The organism is Streptomyces sp. NPDC086080 (assembly GCF_044540255.1).
GTDB lineage: Bacteria > Actinomycetota > Actinomycetes > Streptomycetales > Streptomycetaceae > Streptomyces.
Genome location: NZ_JBITRU010000028.1, coordinates 70,025 through 91,333, shown reverse-complemented (window position 1 = coordinate 91,333; position 21,309 = coordinate 70,025). Strand labels below are relative to the sequence as shown.

Sequence of the window (21,309 nt, the reverse complement as noted above, 5' to 3'; positions counted from 1 at the left end):
ATGGGGTGGTTCCGCCGGTCGGGAGACAGCCTGCCGACGCTGGTATCGGTGTTCGGGGCCGGAGCGTCGTCCGCCGCCGGCGCCGGAGCACTGCTCTCCCCGCACTACGTTCTGACCTGCGCACACGTGGTCACCGATGCTCTGGGAAAAGAGCAGACGGACACCGGGCCACCGGCGCGGTCCGCGCGTCTCGGCGTCGAGCTGCGTCAGGGCGCGCGATGCCACCGGAGCACCGCCCGACCGGTGGTGTGGGTGCCTCCTCGCCGGAGTCCCGGGAGCAACTGGGGGGAAGGCGACCTGGCAGTGCTGGAACTCGACGAGCCCGCCGTGCCCTCGATGCCCGCCGTGGTGTGGCAGGACATGACGGAATGGCTGGAGGTACGGGCGTACCACGGCGGTGGTGACCCCGGCACCTTCGCCGATACCAGGGTCAAAGCCCGCGACACCTGGTACTACTACGCCGACGCCGACCTGAGCGGCGCCTCCATCCAGCACGGTTACAGCGGCGGTCCGTTGTTCATGCAGCGCGATCTCACGGTGGCCGTGGGACTGGTGACCCATCACGTCATGAACGACAGACTGTCGTCGGACAGACAGGTGATGCGGCGCACCCTGACGGTGCCGTGGCAGCACATCCGCGACGAGCTGGGTCGAGCGGGAGCGCGCGATGTGGTCAACGCTCTGTCCGAATCCGTCACCGACGCGGGCAAGGTACCGGAGGGCGCGGTCGACCGCCTGCAGGAGTTGTTCGACAGCGAGGACCGACTGAGAACCGCGGCGAACCGGCTGGCGGGAAGACTCGGCCTGCACATGACCGCCGAGGAGTCGGCACCGGCCGTCCTCCAACTGGAAGAAGAACTGGCAGCCCTCCTGTTCAGCGAAGGACGCGCACTCGCCACCCTGGACGAGTTGCTCACGGACAAGGTGGACGGGAGACGCCGGACCGCACTCAAGCGACTGGTGGCGTACGGACGGGAGGGGGAGGGTGTCCGCCTCCTTTCCGTCGGGGAGCACGAGAGGCTTCTCGGGCTGTTGACAGCCGTCAACACCGCCCACCCCCGCCTCCTCTGCCAGGCGGCCCGCCAGGTACTGCAGTTGGCCGACCATCTGCCCGAATGGATCGACGACGGCACCGTGCCGGAGGAGCGTCTGGCGGCGGCGGTCGACGATCTCGACCGGGACAGCGCGGACATGATGCCGCCGTTGCTCCGGCTGGCCGTCTTCCTGTCCGCCGCCGTCACCGACAAGGCGATCAGGAGCGAACTGGACGCCTGGTGCGACGACGTCGGCCGGCGTCTGGACCGTGACCCGTCCCTCCTGGCCGAATATCGTGCGCAGGCCTCGCGGTGGGTCAGGACACGGCGTCGGCCGGTGACGCGGATCGTCGTCGACCTGTCCCGCAACGACGCGGTCGGCGAGCCGTACTCCTGCCACTTCTGGCGGGTGAGTGAGGGCCGGGCACCGGCGGCGACGGGCATGTCGGCCGGGCCGTACACCGCGGAGGAGATCGGACGGACGATCCACAGGCTGGCCGGAGAGCAGGGCGACGGGGAGCATCAGCCCTTTCCCTTGATCGACGTGGTGGTCGGAGCGCAGCATCTCCATATGCCGGTCGACGGCTGGACAGCGTCCCCCGGGCAGGAGGAGTTCGCCAGGTTCGGGATCTCGGCCGCCCGGGACTTGGTGCTGGGGGCGGAATACCAGGTGACGCTGCGACTGCGGGAGTTCTACCCGGACACGGAAAGCGAGAAGGACCGGTGCGCCACCATCGAGCGGCGTTGGGCAGCCGGTCGCACAGATCCTCTCGTCATCAAGGACGGCACCGAACTGCGCATCGTCTACCGTGCGCTGAGGGACGAACACCGTGACGCGTCATGGGTCGTTCTGCACGGTGGGCGGGAGTTCCGCGAGGACTTCCTGAAGCTCTGCGTGGCGCTGGGAGTCCCCGTGGTGCTCTGGGACCGTGAGGCCGCGCACGTGGAACACGCGCAGCGGCTCGACAGCATCGTCGGCGGCGTGGCGTTGCCCGATCTGCCGGAGGCGGTCCGAAGCTTCCGGCATGGCGTGTACTACGAGTCCCGGACGGACGCCGCACGCCCCGCCGTGGTGTGGGACGACCCCGGCGTGGTCATCCCCACGCCGCCCGACTACGACGACCCCCCCGACGCTGTGACGAACTCCGGAAGGATGGCTGCCAGGTGACCACGAAGGACGTCGGAGACGACTGGCGGCTGTTCCGGGGCGACGGCCGGGTACGCGAGGCGAACCTCCCGGCGGCACCGCCATGGCGCCGGTTCGGCGGCGCCGCGCCAGGGGCGGGACGGCGCCGTGAGCGTCCGTATCTCATCGGGTCCGACGAGGCGGACGTGGTCAGCGCGGCCCTGATGCTGCGGCGGCCCCTCCTGGTCACGGGGCAACCGGGAACCGGCAAGTCGTCGATGGCGCACGCGGTCGCCCACGAGCTGGGTCTGGGCCGCGTGCTGCACTGGCCGGTCAACAGCCGGACCACGCTGCAGGACGGCCTCTACCACTACGACGCCATCGGCAGGTTGCGCGAGGCGAGCCTACGGCGTGACCGGCACGACGAGCGGGGCGCGGCGCCCGGGGAACCGGACATGGGCTCCTACATCCGCCTGGGACCGCTGGGGACGGCTCTGCTCCCAGGAACCCGGCCGCGGGTTCTGCTGATCGACGAACTCGACAAGGGGGACATCGATCTGCCCAACGACCTGCTGACCATCTTCGAGGACGGCGAGTTCGAGATCCCCGAGCTGGCCCGGCTGACCGGGGAGCAGGACCGGGTCCGGGTGGTGACGGCGGACCCGGAGGGCCGGGCGGACGTCGAGCGCGGCTGGGTCCGCTGCGAGGAGTTCCCGGTCGTCGTCATCACCAGCAACGGCGAACGGGACTTCCCCCCGGCGTTCCTGCGCCGCTGTGTCCGACTCGACCTGCCCGAGCCGGACGAGGAACGACTGCGGGCGATCGTACGGGCGCATCTGGGCGGCGACGGGCCGGAGGCCGAAGGGCTCGAAGAGGCCGATGAGCTCGTGCGCGCCTTCCTGGCCCGGCGCGCGAGCGGCGAGCTGGCCACCGACCAGCTGCTCAACGCCGTCTTCCTGCGCCTCGGCGGTGTCGGTCTGGATTCCGAAGGCCTCCTGGACGCCGTACTGCACCGCCTCAGCGGGACGGTGTAGCCGAGCGTGTTCGAGCGGGTGCGGAATGCCCTGGCCGACTGCGGAGCGGAACTGTCGACCGAGGAGTTCCTCGACGCCCTCTGGCTGGCCACCCGGCTGCCGCCGGCCCCCGCCGCCGCGCCGGCGTCCGGGACACTGCCGGACGACGGCCCCGAGGAGGGCGACGAGGGTGAATCGACGGAGCCGACGACCGCCGGCGGTCCCGCCCCGTACGCCCGGTCGGCCGGCCCGTTCCGGCGCCCCCGGCGCGGGCGAGGCGCCCTGCGGGGCGGCGCGGCTCCCGCAGCGGACCCCGACCGGGCGTTCGCCGTGCCCCCGGGAGCCCCGGCCGTATCGGTGCGGCCTCCCGGCGAGAAGGCCCTCGGCGCGGCGGAACTCGCCCTCGGGCGCGCGCTGCGCCCGCTCCGTATGCCCCGGCCGGATCCGCGCCGCCTGGAGCTGGACATTCCGCGGACCGTGGCAGCCATGGCCGAGACCGGGCTGCCCGACGTCGTGCTGCGGCCGGCCGGCGGGCACGGGCTGGAGCTCGCGATCCTCGTGGACGACGGAGTGTCCATGCTGCCCTGGCAGCGCCTCGCCACCGAGGTACGACTTCTCATGGAACGCAGCGGTGCGTTCGGCGTCGTCCACACCTTCAGCCTGGACACCCGGAGCCCGGACGGACCGCTGCTGGGCCACCGCCCGTTCGGCACGGCTCCCGCGACGCTCCCGCCCTCCGCCGTCGCCGACCCTTCGGGCCGCACGCTGCTGATCGTGGTCAGCGACGGAGTGGGCCGGGCGTGGCGGGACGGCCGCATGCACCATCTGCTCGACCGGCTGGCGAAGGTGAGCCCGGTCGCCGTGCTGCACACCCTTCCCCGTCGGATGTGGGCCGGCACCGGCATCCGGGCGGAGCGCTGGCAGGTGACCACGCGCCGCCAGGCGGCGGCCAACGCGACGTGGGACATCGCGGATCCCGTACTGCCGTCCGACCTGCGGCCGTTCGACGGCACACCCGTCCCCGTCCTCACCCCCACCCCCGAGGCGGTGACGGCCTGGACCCGCCTGGTCGGCTCGGCGGGTACCACCGCGCTGCTCCCGCTGCTGGGGCCCGCGCCGCGGAGCATCCCGTCCGACGCGCCGAGCGCCGCACGTCCCCGTCCTCCTCAGGAGCCGGAGTCCGAGGTCCTGCGGTTCCGCTCCTTCGCGTCGACGGAGGCGTACCGGGTCGCGGTGCACCTGGCGGCGGTCGCGCCCCTGCCCGTGCCCGCGATGCAACTCGTCCGGCAGGCACTGGGCGCCTCGGTGGACTCCGGACACCTCGCGGAGGTCTTCCTGAGCGGCCTGCTCCGCCGGGTCGGCGACATCGACCGGCCACCCCAGCAGTGGCAGTTCGACTTCGCCGAAGGGACGCGCCGGATCCTCCTTGGAGCGATCCCGCCGCCCCAGCTCCTGCGGACCACCCGCGCGATCTCCAGCCGCCTGGCCGAGTTGAGTGGCAGCGCGCCCAGCTTCCTCGCCTGGCTGCCCCACCCGGACGGCCAGGACCACATCGACACAGGTCAACGCGCGCTCAGCTGGGTGGACGAACGGGTCATGCGCCGACTGGGCGTTCCGCTGCCGGACACGACCGCCGCCCCACCGCCGCGGTACGACCTCGCCATCCGGACCACCCAGTCGCCGCCGGTGCCGCCCGGCCTGGCGGCGAAGGAGGTGCTGATCCCGTGGGACACCGGGGCGGAAGCGAACCCGAACCCGGAGACGGCGGACGCGCTGCGGGCGGGTGGTCTGTCGGCGAGTGACGTGGCCACGAGGATCGTCTTCATCGCTCCACCGGGACGGGCGGCCGCCCTGCCGGTCTACACCGCGGTGGTCGGATTCACCCACCGGTGGGTGGACGCCCACGCCGATGGCGGCACGCTGGACATGGCCGGCCTCCAGCTCTTCACGGAGCACATCGGTGACGTGGCACGGCCGGAGGCGCATCTGCCCTGGGCCCAGGCGGGCGGACCACCCGCGGACGGCATGCCCACCGTGCCCTTCGCCGCCGACCCGGACGCGCGACTGGACGAGACCACCCTGCGGGCGGTGCGCTTCGCGGCAAGGCTGCGCATGGTTCCGCCGGACTCGGCGGCGGCTGCCCTGACCATGCTGGCCAGGGTCGCGGCTCTGCGGGCCAGGGGGGACACCGAGTGGCGCCTGCCGGTCCTGTCCACCGGAACCGAGCCGCCGCCGGTGGGCAAGTCGACCGAAGACCAGGGCATCGACCTGGAGTTGATCAGGAAGGCGGCGGACCGGTTCCGCAAGGAGGCCGTGAAGGGACGGGAGACGACGGAGGTGATGCCGGTGCCCGCGTTGTCGCCGCTCAACCGGCGTATCGCGGAGGCGAACGCGGCGGATCCGACCGTGCTGCTGCGCCGGCTCGGGGGCACGACGGAGGACGGGGCGGTGTGGACGTGCCCCCGTGACCGGGGTGACCACGGGGACGCGGTCATGAAGGTCACCTCTCAGGGGCAGGTCTCGTGCAAGCACTGTTATCCGAGCAAGGTCGGGTTGGTGCGGCTCGCCGCGGACACTCTCGGCCTGACGCCGGACGAGGGGGCCGCGTTCATCCTGAACGACTCCGGCGGCCGCCTCCCGGGACCCGGTACGGCGGTGACCGCGCGGATCACCGGCCGGACGCCGGAGACGTACCGGTGCACCGTCCACGATCCCGTCACCGGGCAGGCGCATCAGGCGGTCCTTTCGACGCGCGAATTCCGGGAGTCCCCCAGGGACCAGCCGTTCTCGCGCCTGACGAAGGGCGACCACGTGGTCGCGCTGGTCCTCGACGAGCCGTGGGACGGAGCCCTCGCGCTCTCCCTCACCTCCCCGGAGCTGGTGGAGCGCGTTCTGGCCGGGTTCGTGCCCGAGCTGACGACCGGCGATGTCGTGATCACCCGGATCGCCCGGGTCGCCGGAGCGCTGACGAAGATCGCCGCCGCCCCCACCCGGGCGGCCTCCAGCGTCAGGGGAGCCTTCGTGGGAAGGGACGCCGAGCGGATCAGGGGTGCCCAGCGCCTGCTGTCAGGGGGGAGGACCAAGGAGAAGTTCGAGGTCATCGCCCATTCCAGCGATCAGCGCACCCTCCTGGTCAACGCGCTCGTCTACGCGGAGCCGACGGGCATCCTCATCGATCGGCAGCGGGCCGTCGTCGCCGTTCCGCGCCACCAGGTCCGCAGCGCCATCGGACGCGGTGGTCTGAACGCCGAGCTCGCCGGACGGCTCACCGGTCTGTACGTCCGGATCGTTCCCGCCGGAAGCGACCTCAGGCTGGAGATGGACTCGGCGTTCGGCGGGTAGGCGCTCTCCCGGCCCCGGCCCCGGCACGACGGCTCACGCGCCGCCCGGCTCGCCGGCGACCGCGTCGAGCACCGGGGGTCCGGTCCTGGCCCTGACCTCCTCGGCGGTGACGTCCGGGGCGAGCTCGACCAGGCGCAGGCCGTCGGGGGTGACGTCCAGGACGCACAGGTCGGTGATGATCCGCTGGACGACTCCTCTGCCGGTGTAGGGCAGGGAGCACTCCTCGACGATCTTGAAGCTGCCGTCCCGGGCCACGTGCTCCATGAGGACCACGACCTTCCTGGCGCCGTGCACCAGGTCCATGGCCCCGCCCATGCCCTTGACCATCTTGCCGGGGATCATCCAGTTGGCGATGTCCCCGGTGGCGGAGACCTGCATCGCGCCGAGGACGGCAGCGTCGATCTTGCCGCCGCGGATCATCCCGAAGGACGTCGCTGAGTCGAAGAAGCTCGCGCCGCGCCGTACGGTCACCGTTTCCTTGCCGGCGTTGATCAGGTCGGGGTCGACCTCGTCCTCGGTCGGGTAGCGGCCCGTGCCGAGGATGCCGTTCTCCGACTGGAGCACCAACTCCACGTCGTCGGGGACATGGTTGGGGACGAGGGTCGGCAGACCGATGCCGAGGTTGACGTAGTCGCCGTCCTTGAGTTCCCGGGCCGCGCGCGCGGCCATCTGCTCACGCGTCCAGCTCATGCGCGTACACCTGCCGTGGTCATGGCCGTACGGTCCTCTTCTCGATGCGCTTGTCTGCGGCCTGTTCCGGGGTGAGGGCGACGACCCGGTGGACGTAGACGCCCGGCACATGGACCTCGTTGGGGTCAATGTCGCCGGGGTCGACCAGGTGCTCGACCTCGGCGACGGTGGTCCTGCCGCACATCGCCGCGAGCGGGTTGAAGTTGCGGGCCGCGTCCTTGAGGACGAGGTTGCCGTGCCGGTCGCCCTTCCAGGCCCGCACCAGCCCGAAGTCGGCCACGATGGCACGTTCGAGCACATGGTCGAGGCCGTCGAAGGTCTCCACCGGCTTGGCCGGGGACGCCAGTTCGACGGTGCCGTCGGCCGCGTACTTCCAGGGGATGCCGCCCTCGGCGACCTGGGTCCCCACGCCGGTGCGGGTGTAGAACGCCGCGATGCCGGAGCCGCCGGCCCGCATCCGCTCCGCGAGCGTGCCCTGCGGGGTCAGTTCCACCTCCAGCTCCCCGGCCAGGTACTGCCGGGCGAACTCCTTGTTCTCCCCGACGTACGAGGCCACCACGCGCCGCAGCCGGCCCGCGCCGAGCAGGATGCCCAGGCCCCAGTCGTCGACGCCGGCGTTGTTGGACACCGTCTCGAGCCGGTCGGCACCGGCCTCCAGCAGGGCCTGGATCAGCACCGCCGGGATACCGCACAGACCGAAGCCGCCCACCGCGAGCGTGCTGCCCGAGAGGATGTCGGCGACCGCCTCGGCGGCCGAGGCCACGACCTTGTCCATCACGCCACCCCCGTGGCCGGGGCCAGACGTTCCCGCAGCGCCCCGGGGACCGGTGCCGGGCGGCCGTCGGCGTCGACGTGCACGACGGTGTGCTCCCCGCGTACGCAGACACCGGCCGGGCCGGTGACCGTCCAGGCGTAGGTGATCGAGCTGTTCCCGATCCGGTCGAGTCCGAGGTCGACCGTGTACGTGTCCCCGGCCGTGAGCGGCCGCTCGTACGTGGCCGACGTGGCACGGCGGGGGAACCTGCCGATGTCGATGCCCGGCAGCACCGAGCGGTGGAACGCGTGCTCGGTGTTCTCCGCCCACCGGTACGCGGCGGTGAAGTGGAAGCGGCCGGAGGCGTCGGTGTCGGAGAAGGCGACGACGCCGGACATGCTGTGGACGCTCATGCCGGCACCTCGTCGAGCTGCTTCAGCCCCAGCATCTCGCGCGCCTCGCTCGGGGTGGCGATCTCGTACCCGAGTTCGCGGATGATCCGCACGGCGCGCTCGGCGAGCTCCAGGTTGGTCGCGAGCCGGCCACGGGAGTAGTAGAGGTTGTCCTCCAGACCGACCCGCATGTGGCCGCCGAGGAGCAGGCCGTGGGTCGTGGCCGGGAGCTGGGTCGGCCCGATGCCCGACACCCCCCACACGGTTCCCTCGGGAAGGTGCTCCACAAGCAGCTGAAGGATCTTGGGGGTGTACGGCAGGCCGCCCTGGAAGCCGCGCTGGCCGCCGAGCACGATGTTGCAGTAGTACGGCCGGGAGTCCAGGCCCTCGGCGGTCAGGGAGGTGAAGTCGGACAGGATGTGCCCGAGGTTGAACACCTCCCACTCCGGCTTGATGCCGCGCCTGGTCATCTCCTCCAGCAGCCAGCGGGAGCGCTTCGGCGTCGTGGTGACGAGGTACTCCCGTTCCGGGGTGCTGGCCGTGATCGTGTGCGAGTCGAGGGTGGCCATCTCGCAGCCCACGCCCTCGATGCCCTTGATCCGCTCGGTCCAGTCGAGTTCCCAGAGCTCGTCGGTGAGCCGCACCGGCAGGTCGCCGTGGATGCCGCCGCCGGTGGAGTTGTTGATGACGATGTCGGTACGGGCCCGGATCAGCGCGTTGATCTCGGAGTAGACCTCGGGGTCGCAGGTGGCCAGGCCGTCCGCGCGGCGGGCGTGGACGGCCACCACACTGGCGCCGACCTCCCAGCAACGGGCCACGTCGTCGGCGATCTCCCGCGGGGTGACCGGCAGGTGGGGGCTGTGCTCCTTGGTGGCCATGCCGCCGGTCGGGGCGATGGTCAGGATGATCTTGCGGCTCATCGGGTGCCTCCCGTGGTCGTGCCGGTGTGGTCGAGCGAGGCCAGGTCGAGGTCGAGGTCGTGGAACGGCTCCTGATCGCTCAGGTGGACGTCGACCGCGAGCAGGGACCCTGTCCGCGGGCAGGCCCAGCCGGTGACCGTCAGATCGGAGTGGAGGGGCGCGCCGACGGACGGCGGCAGGGTCAGGGCGAAGCGATGGGCGCCCTCGCGCCACCGGGTGGAGCCGGAGGAGAGCACCACGCCCTCGGGGGTGCGCACCTGGAAGTGCCCGGTGTCCGCGTCCCGGACGAGGAGGAGCCGGTCGCCCAGCCGCACCGCGTCGTCGGGAACCGCCCCGGTGACCGCCACCGGGTCCACGACGGCGGCCGGGTCGACGCCCAGCCGGGCGGCGCGCAGGTTCCGGCGGGCGGTGGCGGTGGCGGCCGCGTTGACCGACGCGCCGTTCCCGACGGCTCCGGAGAGGACCACGCCGTAGGTCTCCTCGGCCTCCTCCGGCGTGACCAGCCCGTAGTCGACGTCCTCCAGGACGTCGGCGGGGTCCCGGTCGAGCGGGTCGCCGATGCCGCCGCCGCCCTGCCAGGTCACCTCGAACAGGTCCGCGGGGGTGATCGGGAAGGAGCCCGGCTTGGGCCCGAGGTCCCGGGGCTGTTCCCCGCCCGCCCGGAAGCGCTGGCTGACCATGGCACCGGGCAGGCCGCCGCCGAGTCCGACGGAGTTCGGCACCTCGGCGCCGTGCGTCATCACCAGCGCCTCGGCCCGCGGCACGGAGACGGTGATGCCGACCTCGGCCGCGAGACCGCCGCGGCGGCGGCCGGCGCCGCCGGTGCCGGGGGCGAGGCGACGGTAGTGGTAGAAGAGCGGGGTCTTCTGCTCGTTGACCTCCACGTCGGCGATCGACGGACACGGGGCGTTGATCGGTCCGGCGGCGTTCTGCCCGTCGTGGTCGGCGAAGGCGCCGAAGCCGCCGGCCAGCGGGTCCATCAGGTGCAGGCCGAACACCTTCCCGTGCCGGTCGCGTCCGGAGAGGTTGAACGTGGCCATCGTGCCGCTGCTGACGGCCTGGGCGCGGTGCGCGTACGCCGGCGAGGCGAGCAGCAGCCGGTTCAGCGCCGCGGAGACGACGTTGCTGACCGTCCAGACGGCCTCGACGGTGGCGGACCCGACCGGGGCCGGGGGGACGGCGGTGCAGACGAGTCCGTCCGGCGCCGAGATCTCCACGGGGCGCAACAGGCCCTCGTTCCACGGGATGCCGAAGCCCAGGGTGGGGATCACCGCTCCCGCGACACCGCCGGCGAGGCCCGCGCGGGAGGAGTTCACGAAACCGTTCGCCTGCGGCGAGGAACCGGAGAAGTCGAAGTGCAGACGGTCACCGCGCTTCGTCAGTACGCAGTCGATGACGAAGAGGAGGTTCTTCTTGCCGTCGTGCTCGAGGAAGTCGCGGGTGTGGACGACTCCGTCGGGCAGTTCACGCAGACGCGCCCGCATCAGGGCCTCGGCGTCGTCGACCATGGTGTGCATCACCGACAGCACCGTGGCCTTGCCGTAGCGGCGGGAGAGTTCGGTGAGCCGCTCGGCCGCGACGTTCAGGGTGGCGATGAAGGCCCGGATGTCCAGGCCCACCTCGGCCGGCAGGCGCGAGGCGGTGAGGATCATCTGGAGGACGTCCTCCCGCAGTTCACCGCCGTCGACCAGCTTGACGGCCGGGATGCGCAGACCCTCCTGCCACACCTCCGTGGCCTTGGGCGACCACGAGGCGAAGTCCATGCCGCCGATGTCGGTCTCGTGCGCCATCACACCGGCCCAGCCGAGCAGTTCGCCGTCCACGATCAGCGGCGCGCACATCTGGACGTCGTTCTGGTGCAGCGCCCCGATGAAGGGGTCGTTGCCGATGATGCGGTCGCCGTCCTTGAGCCGGGTGCCGTTGCCCAGCAGATGCCGGATGAGCGATCCCACGGGGGGTGCCTCGAAGGTCACCTGGTGCCCCATCGTGACGAAGGAGCCGTCGGGCAGGTAGATGCCGGTGAAGAAGTCGCTCGCCTCGGTCACGGTCGGGCTGCCGCTCACCGACTGCAGGGCGAGCCGCATCTGGTCGGTGATGGCGACGAGGCGGCTGCGGACGACCTGGCGGATCACCGGGTCCGTGCTCGCGCCCTCCAGGGAGACGGGGGCGACATCGATTGCGGTGGCCATGTCAGTTCACCTTCACGTGGATGAGGCCGAGCTCGTCGGTGGTGGCGACCCCGTCCGGGGGAATCACCACGACGCACCCGGGGAGCTGGACGAGCGCGGGACCGGCGATCTCCTGACCGGCCGCGGGCCGGCGGACGGCGTACACGGCGGTCTCGTCGGGCTGCTCGGGGTCGTCGAACACGACCGGACGCGTCCCGATCCGGGTGAAGAGCTCGCCCGTGCCGCGGCCCTCCACCCCGGCCGCGGGCAGTGCCGCCACCGAGCGGACCGAGAGGATCTCGAATCCGGCTTCCCGGAAACCGGATCCCTTGCCCCACAACTGCTCGTACTCCTTCTCGAAGACGCGGAGGAGTTCCGCGAGGGCGTCCTGGTCGGGTGCGGCGGCCACGGTGACGTCGACGTGGTGGGCCTGGCCGAAGTAGCGGATGGACGCCGTGTGGGTGACCGTGCCGAGTTCGGCGTCGGGAAGGGCCGCGAGGGCACGCGCGCGGGTGTCGTCGAGCGCGTCGGCGACGACCCGCGCGTCCTGGGCGCTCGGGTCGGCCTCGGCGAGCACACGCCGGTAACACGTGCGGGAGGACGTGGTCTTGAGGTCCGAGGTGCCGGCGCCGAAGGCGGACTGCGCCGTCGCGGTGGGCGGCACGATGAAGCCCGCGAGACCGGCCTCACGGCACAGGGCCCACGCGTGCGACGGACCCGAACCGCCACCGGCGACCAGGGTGAACTCCCGCGGGTCGTGGCCGCGTTCGATGGTGACGGCGCGCAGCAGGTCGGCCATGGCGTTGTCGAAGACGACCCGGATCGCGCGGGCCGCCTCGACGGCGTTCAGCCCCAGCGGAGTTCCCACCTTGTCCGCGATGGCCCGCATCGCGGCGTCGCGGTCGAGGACGATGCCGCCGCTGCCGAACTGCTCCGGGTCGAGCACCCCGAGGACGAGATCCGCGTCGGTGGTGGTCGGCTCGGTGCCGCCCTTGCCGTAGCAGACCGGACCGGGATCGGCACCGGCGCTGCGCGGCCCGACGCCGAGCACACCCCCATCGACCGCCGCGATCGAGCCGCCGCCGGCGCCGATCGAGGCGATGTCGATGCTCGGCACCCGCATGTCGGCGCCGCCGAAGGTGACCTCGTCGCTCATCAGCGCGACGCCGCCCGCGATGACGCCGACGTCGAAGCTGGTGCCGCCGACGTCCATGGTCAGCACGTTCGGGGTGCCGAGTTCCGCGCCGAGCTTCTGGCCGGCCACGACGCAGGACGCCGGACCGGAGAGCAGGTTCGACACCGGCCGCTCGGTGACCGTCCGCGCCGGGACCACACCGCCGGCGCTCGTCGTCATCATGATGGGGGCGGTCATGCCGAGGGCGGCCAGCCGCTCTTCGAGCAGGGTGAGGTAGCGCCCCTGGACGGGCCCGAGTGCCGCGTTGGCCACCGTGGTCGAGGCACGGGCGTACTCGCCGACCGAGGGCGCGATCTCGTGGGAGAGGGAGAGGAAGACACCGGGCAGCTCCCGCTCGACCAGGTGAGCGACGGCGAGTTCGTGGGCCGGGTTCTCGGTCGCCCACAGCAGGCAGACGGCGACGGCCTCGACATCGATGTCCCGCAGCCGGCCGATCGCGCCGAGCACGCCGGCCTCGTCCAGCGGCGTGCGTACGACACCGTCCGCGTCGATCCGCTCCGGGATCTCGACGACCTGGGTGCGGGGCACCAACGGCGGTACCTGGCCGCGCAGATGGTAGTCGCCCAGGTCCAGACCCTGGAGGCCGGCCGTGCCGCGGCGCAGCCTGCCGATCTCCAGGACGTCGCCGAAGCCGGCGGTCGTGATCAGCCCGGTCCTCGCCGAGCGTCCGGTGAGCAGGGCGTTCAGGCCGACGGTGGTGCCGTGCCCGAACCGGGTGACCCGGGAGCACAGCTCGCCGGTGTCCATACCGACGGTCCCGGCGGCCAGGTGCACGGCGTCGATCACGCCCGTCACCACGTCGGACGTGGTCGGGGACTTGCACACCCAGGACTCGCCCTCCGGGGACCGCAGCCACAGGTCGGTGAACGTGCCACCGACGTCGGTGCCGATCGCCCAGCCGGAAGTGGGGGATGGAGTGGTCATGGCTCCCTTTCAGAGTCGGTCGGCGACCCAGTCGGCGATGTAGTGCGCGGGAACGGCTTCGTTGTCGGCGCCGGCGTGCGACGATCCGCCCTCGGCGCGGGTGAACACCTTGAAGTGGCGGTCGGGACTGCCCACGGCGTTCTCGTACTGGGGCACGGCGAACTCCATCGGGATCTGCCGGTCGTCCTCCCCGTGCGTGACGAGGAAGGGGACGGTGATCCGCTCGACCACGCCGTCCAGCGTCATGCTCGGGGCGAAGGCCATGAAGTCCTCCAGGCTGTCCTTGCCGAACACCCACTGGACGTGGTCCCAGTAGTGCGGCACCGGGTTCTCGCCCTCGCGCTGCAGGCGGCGCTTCTGGAGTTCGCCCCAGTTGTAGTTGGCCCCCCAGACGGCGCAGATCTTGAAGCGCTTCTCGAAGGCGGCCGCGCGCGGGGCGTAGTAGCCGCCGAGCGACACCCCGCTCATCCCGATGCGCGTCGCGTCGACGTCCGGCCGGGTCTCCAGGTAGTCGACCGCGGCACTCGCCCAGCGCTCGCTGTCGTGGACCGCGTGCAGTCCGCGCTCGCGCAGCGAGGCGCCGGTGCCCGGCTGGTCGACGCAGAGCGTCGCGATGCCGCGCCGCGCCAACTGATGTGGCAGGCCCAGCCGGAACAGCATCTCCTTCATCGAGTCCAGCCCGTTGCAGAACACCATCACCGGGTAGCCCCCCGCCGGGGGCTCGCCCTCGGCCGGGACGAACAGCGCCGGGTACGAGGCACCCTCGTAGGGGACCTCGACGAACTCGGCGCGCTCACCGCCGTGTTCGATCGCGAGCCGGCACGCCTCCACGGACTTGCGGTAGGCGGCCTCGCGGGGCGTGTAGTGGCGGCTCTGCATGCGCTCGGCGACCAGGTAGTAGACCGAGGCGCGGGAGTAGCGCGCGGCGGCCGACAGCGGGTGCCCCTCGGCGACATCCTGTTCGGCCTGCCGGACGAGTCCGTCGGCGAAGTCGCACCAGGACCGGAAGAACTTCTCGGTGCCGGCGTCGTCGCCGTCCCTGGCCGCGTCCACGAGCGGAGCGCAGATCTGGTCGATCTCGCCGATCTGGCCACCGCAGTTCATGGCGATGCCGACCGACAGGCTCCAGACGTAGTTGGTCGGGAAGTAGCGGAACACGGTCACTTCCCCACGCGGTCGGCGGCACCGTTGCTGATCACGGCCCGGTTGAACACGCCCTGGTCGGCGATGACCGTCTGGCCGGTCATGGTGGTGTTCTTGCGGGACGCGAGGTACGCGTAGAGCGGCGCGTAGTCCTCCGGCGTCGGCAGGGTGGGGAGCAGGGCGAGGGTGAGGAACTGCGACTCGAAGTCCTCCTTGGGTATGTCGGACTGCTTGTTGTTCTCCAGGCCGAGCGCCCGCGGTCCGCGCAGCTGGCTGTTGGCGATGCCCGACGGGGCGACACCGTTGACCCGCACCTTCGGCGCGAACTCGAACGCGAGCTGGTTGACCACGCTGCGCACCGCGCCCTTGGCCGCGGTGTAGAAGAGCCCGCCGCCGTCGGCGGCGTAGGCCGCCGTGGAGGAGGTCAGCACGATGGAGCCGCTCGTCTTCTCCAGATCGTCGAGGAAGACCTTGGCGGACAGGATGTAGCCGAGGGTGTCCACATGGAACACCTCGTCGAACAGCGAGGTGACCCGGTCGAGGGGGACGTCGCGCAGCGGGATGTTGCCGTCGAAGATGCCGTGGGCGCCGACGAGGGAGTCGAGGCGGCCGAAGCGGTCCAGGACCGCCTGGCGGCAGGCGAGGAGATCCTCGGTACTGGTGACGTCACCCTGGACGAGCAGCACATCGTCGCCGAACTCTGCCTTGAGATCGGCGAGTTTGTCCGCGGAGATCTCCAGGATGGCGACCTGCGCGCCCTCGCCGATGAAGTGGCGGGCGATCCCGAGGCCGAGGCCGGAGCCGCCGCCGGTGATGAGGACGACGTGGTTGTCGAGCAACTGCATGGTGGTTCCTTGGTGGGGGAGTCGGCGGAAGGGTCAGGCGGACGCCGCCGCGCCCAGGGCGTCCTTCAACGAGGCGCGGGCACGCAGCAGCTTCCGGTACGTCCGCAGGGCGCGGACGCGTCCGCAGACGGTGACACCGTGCAGCTCGTCGCCGGAGCCGTGGACGACGACGAACTCGCCGGTGCCGAGGGAGCCCTCGACGACGGTGTCGGTGTCGCCGGCCCGGCGCTCGCCGAGCATGTGGAGGGTGATTCCGTACTGTTCGGTCCACACATAGGGCACGGCCTCGTGGGCGACGGCTTCGCCCCGGGCGATGTTGAGCCCGACCTGCCGGCCCTGCTCGATGGCGTGCGTCCAGTGCTCGAAGCGCCGGGGCCGGCCGGGGAGCGGGCCCCGGCGGGCGGCGATGTCACCGGCGGCCCACACCCCCTCGACGTTCGTCCGCCCGGCCGCGTCGACGACGACGCCCTGGTCGAGCTCGACGCCGGAACCGATCAGCCAGTCGGTGGCCGGCTGCGTACCGACCCCGGCGAGCACGCTCGTGGCCGGCCGTGTCCGCCCGTCGGCCAGCCGGATGTCGTAGCCGTGTGCGGTCTCCTCGACGGTGGTGACGGCGTCGCCGAGGCCGAAGGAGACCCCGTGGGTGACGTGCAGGTGGTTCAGCCAGCCGGCGACCTCGTCCCCGACGACCGTCGCCAGGGGCAGTTCGGTCGCGCACAGCAGGGTCACCTCGACGCCGTGCGAGCGGAGGGCGGCGGCCGCCTCCAGACCGATGAACCCCCCTCCGATCAGCGTCACCGGACGGCCGCTCGTGGCGAGGCGCCGGGCGGTGGCCAGATCGGCACGGGTGCGCAGGGTCGGCAGGGCGGTGCCGCCGGCCGTCACGACCGGGCGGGCCGTGACGCCGGTCGCGATGACGACGTGCCGCCACCCGATCGCCTCACCCCAGTTGGTCACCACGAGACGGCGGTCGATGTCCAGACCCATGGCTCCGTGGCCGGCGAGGAGATCGATGTTCTTGGCGGCCAGTTGCTCCTCGCTCCGCAGCGGAGCCGGCCCGGCGTGCTCCTCGGTGGCCAGCAGGCTCTTGGAGAGCATCGGCCGGTCGTACCCCGGCTCGAACTCCTCGTCGAGCACGGTGAGGGGTCCTGTGTAGCCGCCCTCGCGCAGGCCGTCGGCGGCGGAGAGGCCCGCCGCCGACGCGCCGACGATCACGACACCGTCGTTGACACGAGCCACCGGTCAGCCCTCGACCAGACGCAGGGCCTGGGCGGGACAGGCCCGGACGGCCTCCCGGACGTCTTCCAGGTCGTCCTCGGTCAGCACGTCGCGGGTGACGACCGCGAACGGGCTGCCGGCCGGAATGGCGAAGACCTCGGGATGGATGCCGACACAGATGCCGTAGGCGGTGCAACGCCCGGGGTCGACGGTCACGCTGGTCACAGGAAAACCCCCAGGTTGGCGGTCTTGAGGCTGGTCTCGGTCAGGATCACTTCGCGGGACAGGAGCCGCGGGCCGGCGTCCGTGAGCCGGACCCGGTCGTTGCGGCGGCACGGGACGAGGTCGAAGTGGACGTCGATCCCGCGCTGCCGGTAGAGCAGCAGCGAGCTGTACGCCTCGACGACGCCGGGCTCGTCCGTGGTCCGTACCTCGACGCCGCCGACCAGCCGCATGGTGCGCGACGGCGGCACCTCGGAGTAGGCGTGCCCGGTGTTCGTCCGGGCGATCCGGGTCCGTATGTGCGCCTTGGTGTCCCGGATGCGCCACGCGGTGCGGTCGACCTCCATGCTGCGCGGTTCGGTCGACCGGCGCGCCGGCACGGTGTAGAGCAGTTCGTCGTCGAGCAGGGCGAACCACTCCTCCTCGCGTCCCTCGTCCAGCAGACGCGCCTCGTGCGCCAGGAACTGCGCGACCAGGGTGTACGTCGCGGGGTCCACCGCGAGGGTGTCCGGGGCTTCGGCGGCGGTCATGACTGCGTCCCTTCGGTGGCCTGGTCGTCGGTGGCGGTGCCGTTCTTCATCTGGCGCAGCCACTGGCGGAGGAAGTTGAACTGCACGTGTTCGCCGTAGCCGGTGTTGCGGTGGACGCCGGGTCCCCGCCAGTCGGGGTCCGGAGCGTCGTCCACGGGCGAGTTGAGACCCTGCTGGTAGTGGAACTTCAGGTCTTCCTTGCGCATCCACGGGCTGGCGGCGGCGCGGGCCACGCCCTCCCAGGCGACGGTGTCGTCCTGCTCGTAGAGCCCGGCCGAACCGAAGCAGTACTGGCCGCCGACGTAGTCGCGCTGTGCAGACTCCTCGTCCTGGAAGTTCCACACGAACTGCCAGTTCCACAGCTCCAGCTTGCCCGGGGCGACGGGCTGCCACTGGCGGAAGCTGGTCATGACGGCCGGCGGGCCGTCCGGGAGCGGTGAGAAGATCCGGATGAAGCTGAAGTTGGGGAAGATCGTTCCCACGGTGGGAGGCTGGTGGTCGACCACGAAGCGCTGGGTCTCGTCCAGGCCGCTGAGGTCGAACTTCTCCTTGTACTCGTCCGGGTAGCCCCACAGCGTGAAGCCGGGGTGGATGGCCTGGGTCCAGGCGTGGCCGATGAAGGTGTGCCCGTTCTCGAACTCGTAGGTCCGGCCGATCTCGCAGGTGCCCTGGATGCCCTGGATCAGGTCGACCTCCTGGATGCTGGCGTGCAGGGTCGGCAGGTGGTAGACGTCGCCGGAGAAGTTCTCCGCGGCCGTCTTCCAGTCGCCGTTGACCGTGTAGCGCTCGGGGGGTCCGGCCACGCGCATGCCGTCGGGGTGGAGCTGGGTGATCAGGTCGAGCATCCAGCCGCCGCCGCCGAGCCACTCCTCCAGCTCGGGCACGTCCTCGGACAGCGAGGCGAAGATGAAGCCCTTGCGGTTCTCGACCCGGGGGGCGCGCTTGAGGCTCCACTGATTCGGGTCCAGCGGCTCGCCGTACGCGCGGTGCATCAGCGGCGTACCGACCAGCCGCCCGTCGTTGGCGTAGGTCCAGCCGTGGTAGGGGCAGGTGAAGAAGCGGGAGTTGCCCGCGTCGGTCTGGCAGACCTGGGTGCCGCGGTGCCGGCAGTAGTTGGAGAGGACGTTGACGCCGCCCTTGCCGTCGCGGGTCACGATGACCGGGTCGAGCCCGATTCTGCGCTGGACGAAATCGCCGGCCTCGGGGATCTCGCTCTCATGGGCGACGAAGACCCATGTGTTGGTGAAGATCCGCTCCATCTCGGCGCGGAAGACCTCGTCGCTGTTGAAGATCTCGGCGGGGACGAGATCCTCCCGCATGTCCTGCTCGACACGGTCGAGCAGCACGTTCAGCGGGGTCGAGAACGGCGCCGACGACTGGGGTCCGTTGGTGAGAGTCATCGTTGACTTCCTGTCCACGAGTGGTTAGAGCGGGGGCGCGACGAACACGCCGCGGTCGGGGTCGTTGAACTGCTGCTTGGCCACGAACTCGTTCATCTGGTTCGCGGTGCCCCACTGGTCGATGAAGTCGGGCTTGGTGACGTCGTAGACGGACGGGTGGTGCCGGTCCCAGTCGACGGTCTCGAGTTCGGTGGTGTACTCGACGCAGTTCCCGACCCGGTCCAGGAAGTAGGAGTAGGTGTTGTCGCCGGCCTTGTGACGGCCGGGACCCCAGATCTTCTGGGCGCCCTCACGCAGCATCCGGCCGGTGGCGCGCATGTACTCGTCGATCCCGCGCATCTCGAAGGAGATGTGGTTGACCGCGACGTGCGGAGCGCGGGAGACCGCGAAGGAGTGGTGCCAGTCGTTGCAGCGCAGGAACCACATGAAGTCACCGCGGGCGCCGAGGCAGAGGGTGTCGGAGAGCTTGAAACCGAGGTGCTTGACGTACCAGTCGACGGTCGCCTCGGGGTGGTCGGAGTTCACCACGAAGTGCGAGAGGCGGACGGGGATCGACTCACGGGCCTCGATCACCCGGTGCTCCCGGGTGGAGACGTCCGCGGAGACCTCGACCACGCGTCCGTCGCCGTCGAAGAACCGGAAGCCGTAGCCGCCGCCGGGGGTGTCGAGCGTCCGCGGGTCGTGCACGATCCGAACGTCCTGCCCGCCCAGCCGCGCCGCGAGGGTGTCGACGTCCGCCGGGGAGCCGGCTCCGAAGGAGACCAGGTCGAGCCGCTTCTGATCGTCCTTGCGCAGCCGCACGATGTACTGCTCGGGCGATCCCTCGGCGGCCAGGAAGTGCACGCCGGTCTCGGAGGCGACGGAGGTGAGGCCCCAGAGGTCACGGTAGAAGGCCAGCTGGCGGTCGAGGTCGGGGGCCGCGATCGCCACGTGGCGCAAGTGGGTGATCAGTGGCTTCGTCACGTTTTCTCCTCGTTGAGTGCGACGACAGCGAGAGGGAGGAATGGGCGCCTTCATCCGCTGTTCAGGTGAACGTAATGACGTTTGACACCGCGCACAAACAATTCCTGGCAATGCCTGGCATCGACGAAATCAATTACTGTGGCGCCATGGACCTTCGCCGTGTCGACCTCAACCTGCTGGTCGCTTTCGACATGCTCATGACCGAGCGGAGTGTGACGCGTGCGGCGGAGCGGCTCTCGATCGGACAGTCGGCGATGTCGTCGACACTGTCCCGCCTGCGCAGACTCTTCGACGACCCGCTGCTGACCCGGGAAGGGCGTGGGCTCGTCGCCACACCGCTGGCCGAATCGCTCGCCGGGCCCGTGCGCGAGATCCTCACCGGCATCGAGATCGTGCTCGCCCAGCGCGAGGCGTTCGACCCGTCCACGGCCGAACGCACCTTCTCGGTGATAGCCAATGACTACTTGACGATGACGTTCCTTCAGCCGCTCATCGCCCGGCTGTCCGTCGAGGCGCCCGGCATCCGGCTGAACATCTTCCCGACCGGCGACGACTTCGCCGACCAACTCCGCAGCCACCGGGCCGACCTGCTGGTGATGCCGAGGGAAGCCTTCGAGGAGCACGAGCAGTTCCCGCACCGGGTGCTCTTCCGGGACCGCTATCTGGTCGCCGTCGACAAAAACCATCCAGAGGTGGGCGACGAGATCACCCTGGAGCAGTTCACGACCCTCCCGTACCTGGCCGCGTCCTCGGGGCATCTGCGCGGGCTGTCGGAGATGCAGCTCGACTTCCTGGGCGTGCCGCGCAACGTCGAGATCACCGCGGGGTTCGGTATGGCGCCCTTCCTGCTGAGCGGTACGCGACTGATCACGCTGGTCCACGAACGGCTCGCCCGCAAGATCGGCGAGGCCGCGGGGATCCGCCTGCTCGAGCCGCCGATCCCGCGGCTCCAGCCCATCACCGAGATCATGGCGTGGACCAATCGGACCGACCGCGATCCCGGACACCGCTGGTTCCGCCAGTGCCTGACCGACCTGGCCGAGGAGGAACCGGCGAGCCGGACCTGACCACCCGGGCGGAACCTGTCGACGGACAGGGCCGTCGACAGGCAGGGCGTTGTCGCGCTCCGTGGCGACCGGACGGTCAGCGGCGGGGCCTCCGCCCGGCCGGACGCACGCCCTCGCGTTCACGGGCGCCGATACGCGAGTGGTGACGCCGGGCGGGAATCGATCGAGCGGCTCCGGCAGGTCCGTGCCGCGGCTGCCCGGGCGGGCGAGAGGTGGGCAGGCCCCGTGCGGGACGGGCGGCGGTACGGACCCGTGGGCTGCGGCAGGGCTCGGCAAGGCGCGCTGAGTCGCTGGTCAGGAAGGCGCGCGGCAGCGGGAGTGAGCAACCCTTCGCCGGACAGCGACCCGCGCCGGTCGGCGTAG

The 21,309-nt window shown here is 71.2% G+C and carries 17 protein-coding genes; 4 read left to right on the top strand and 13 right to left on the bottom strand.

Annotation, left to right across the window (positions count from 1 at the left end; genetic code table 11):
* Genes ACIF9R_RS28120 through ACIF9R_RS28110 form a run of 3 tightly spaced genes read left to right on the top strand, consistent with a single transcriptional unit; the run spans position 1 to position 6,515 of the window.
* On the top strand, positions 1-2,202 hold the full coding sequence (locus ACIF9R_RS28120; RefSeq protein WP_399985179.1) for a trypsin-like peptidase domain-containing protein: 2,202 nt from the start codon (positions 1-3) through the stop codon (positions 2,200-2,202).
* On the top strand, positions 2,199-3,194 hold the full coding sequence (locus ACIF9R_RS28115; RefSeq protein ID WP_399985178.1) for an AAA family ATPase: 996 nt from the start codon (positions 2,199-2,201) through the stop codon (positions 3,192-3,194). Before ACIF9R_RS28120 ends, ACIF9R_RS28115 begins: the two co-directional genes overlap by 4 nt.
* 6 nt (positions 3,195-3,200) lie before the next feature.
* Positions 3,201-6,515 carry an SAV_2336 N-terminal domain-related protein gene (locus ACIF9R_RS28110; protein ID WP_399985177.1) on the top strand — a complete coding sequence of 1,105 codons (3,315 nt, stop codon included), beginning with the start codon at positions 3,201-3,203 and terminating at the stop codon, positions 6,513-6,515.
* 33 nt (positions 6,516-6,548) lie between these two features.
* Here the strand turns inward: ACIF9R_RS28110 and ACIF9R_RS28105 are convergent, their stop codons facing one another.
* The 13 genes from ACIF9R_RS28105 to ACIF9R_RS28045 are packed head-to-tail and all read right to left on the bottom strand — an operon-like array spanning position 6,549 to position 19,879.
* Entirely contained in the window at positions 6,549-7,205 is a 657-nt protein-coding gene (locus ACIF9R_RS28105) for a CoA transferase subunit B (RefSeq protein WP_399985176.1), read from the bottom strand.
* Positions 7,206-7,224: 19 nt separating this feature from the next.
* Positions 7,225-7,980, bottom strand: coding sequence for a CoA transferase subunit A (locus tag ACIF9R_RS28100; protein WP_399985175.1), 756 nt, complete (start codon positions 7,978-7,980; stop codon positions 7,225-7,227).
* Positions 7,980-8,372 carry an acyl-CoA thioesterase gene (locus ACIF9R_RS28095; protein WP_399985174.1) on the bottom strand — a complete coding sequence of 131 codons (393 nt, stop codon included), beginning with the start codon at positions 8,370-8,372 and terminating at the stop codon, positions 7,980-7,982. Before ACIF9R_RS28095 ends, ACIF9R_RS28100 begins: the two co-directional genes overlap by 1 nt.
* A complete protein-coding gene (locus ACIF9R_RS28090) occupies positions 8,369-9,271 on the bottom strand; it encodes a 3-keto-5-aminohexanoate cleavage protein (RefSeq protein ID WP_399985173.1) in 903 nt (300 codons plus the stop codon). Before ACIF9R_RS28090 ends, ACIF9R_RS28095 begins: the two co-directional genes overlap by 4 nt.
* Positions 9,268-11,460, bottom strand: coding sequence for a hydantoinase B/oxoprolinase family protein (locus tag ACIF9R_RS28085; RefSeq protein ID WP_399985172.1), 2,193 nt, complete (start codon positions 11,458-11,460; stop codon positions 9,268-9,270). The genes ACIF9R_RS28090 and ACIF9R_RS28085 overlap by 4 nt, the downstream gene beginning before the upstream one ends.
* Before the next feature lies 1 nt (position 11,461).
* Positions 11,462-13,558: a hydantoinase/oxoprolinase family protein gene (locus ACIF9R_RS28080; protein ID WP_399985171.1), complete on the bottom strand. Its 2,097-nt coding sequence runs from the start codon at positions 13,556-13,558 to the stop codon at positions 11,462-11,464.
* A 9-nt stretch (positions 13,559-13,567) separates the two neighbouring features.
* Positions 13,568-14,716 carry an alpha/beta hydrolase family protein gene (locus tag ACIF9R_RS28075; RefSeq protein WP_399985170.1) on the bottom strand — a complete coding sequence of 383 codons (1,149 nt, stop codon included), beginning with the start codon at positions 14,714-14,716 and terminating at the stop codon, positions 13,568-13,570.
* A 2-nt stretch (positions 14,717-14,718) separates the two neighbouring features.
* Positions 14,719-15,546, bottom strand: coding sequence for an SDR family oxidoreductase (locus tag ACIF9R_RS28070; protein ID WP_399985169.1), 828 nt, complete (start codon positions 15,544-15,546; stop codon positions 14,719-14,721).
* A gap of 33 nt (positions 15,547-15,579) precedes the next feature.
* A complete protein-coding gene (locus ACIF9R_RS28065) occupies positions 15,580-16,785 on the bottom strand; it encodes an NAD(P)/FAD-dependent oxidoreductase (RefSeq protein WP_399985168.1) in 1,206 nt (401 codons plus the stop codon).
* 3 nt (positions 16,786-16,788) lie between these two features.
* Positions 16,789-16,989 (bottom strand): ferredoxin, encoded by a 201-nt coding sequence (locus ACIF9R_RS28060; protein ID WP_399985167.1) that lies wholly within the window; start codon positions 16,987-16,989, stop codon positions 16,789-16,791.
* Positions 16,986-17,516 (bottom strand): aromatic-ring-hydroxylating dioxygenase subunit beta, encoded by a 531-nt coding sequence (locus tag ACIF9R_RS28055; protein ID WP_399985166.1) that lies wholly within the window; start codon positions 17,514-17,516, stop codon positions 16,986-16,988. Before ACIF9R_RS28055 ends, ACIF9R_RS28060 begins: the two co-directional genes overlap by 4 nt.
* A complete protein-coding gene (locus ACIF9R_RS28050; RefSeq protein ID WP_399985165.1) occupies positions 17,513-18,916 on the bottom strand; it encodes a Rieske 2Fe-2S domain-containing protein in 1,404 nt (467 codons plus the stop codon). Before ACIF9R_RS28050 ends, ACIF9R_RS28055 begins: the two co-directional genes overlap by 4 nt.
* 24 nt (positions 18,917-18,940) lie before the next feature.
* On the bottom strand, positions 18,941-19,879 hold the full coding sequence (locus ACIF9R_RS28045) for a VOC family protein (protein ID WP_399985164.1): 939 nt from the start codon (positions 19,877-19,879) through the stop codon (positions 18,941-18,943).
* A gap of 146 nt (positions 19,880-20,025) precedes the next feature.
* On the opposite strand from ACIF9R_RS28045, the gene ACIF9R_RS28040 reads away from it, so the two are divergent.
* A complete protein-coding gene (locus tag ACIF9R_RS28040) occupies positions 20,026-20,946 on the top strand; it encodes a LysR family transcriptional regulator (RefSeq protein WP_399985163.1) in 921 nt (306 codons plus the stop codon).
* Positions 20,947-21,309: the final 363 nt, after the last annotated feature.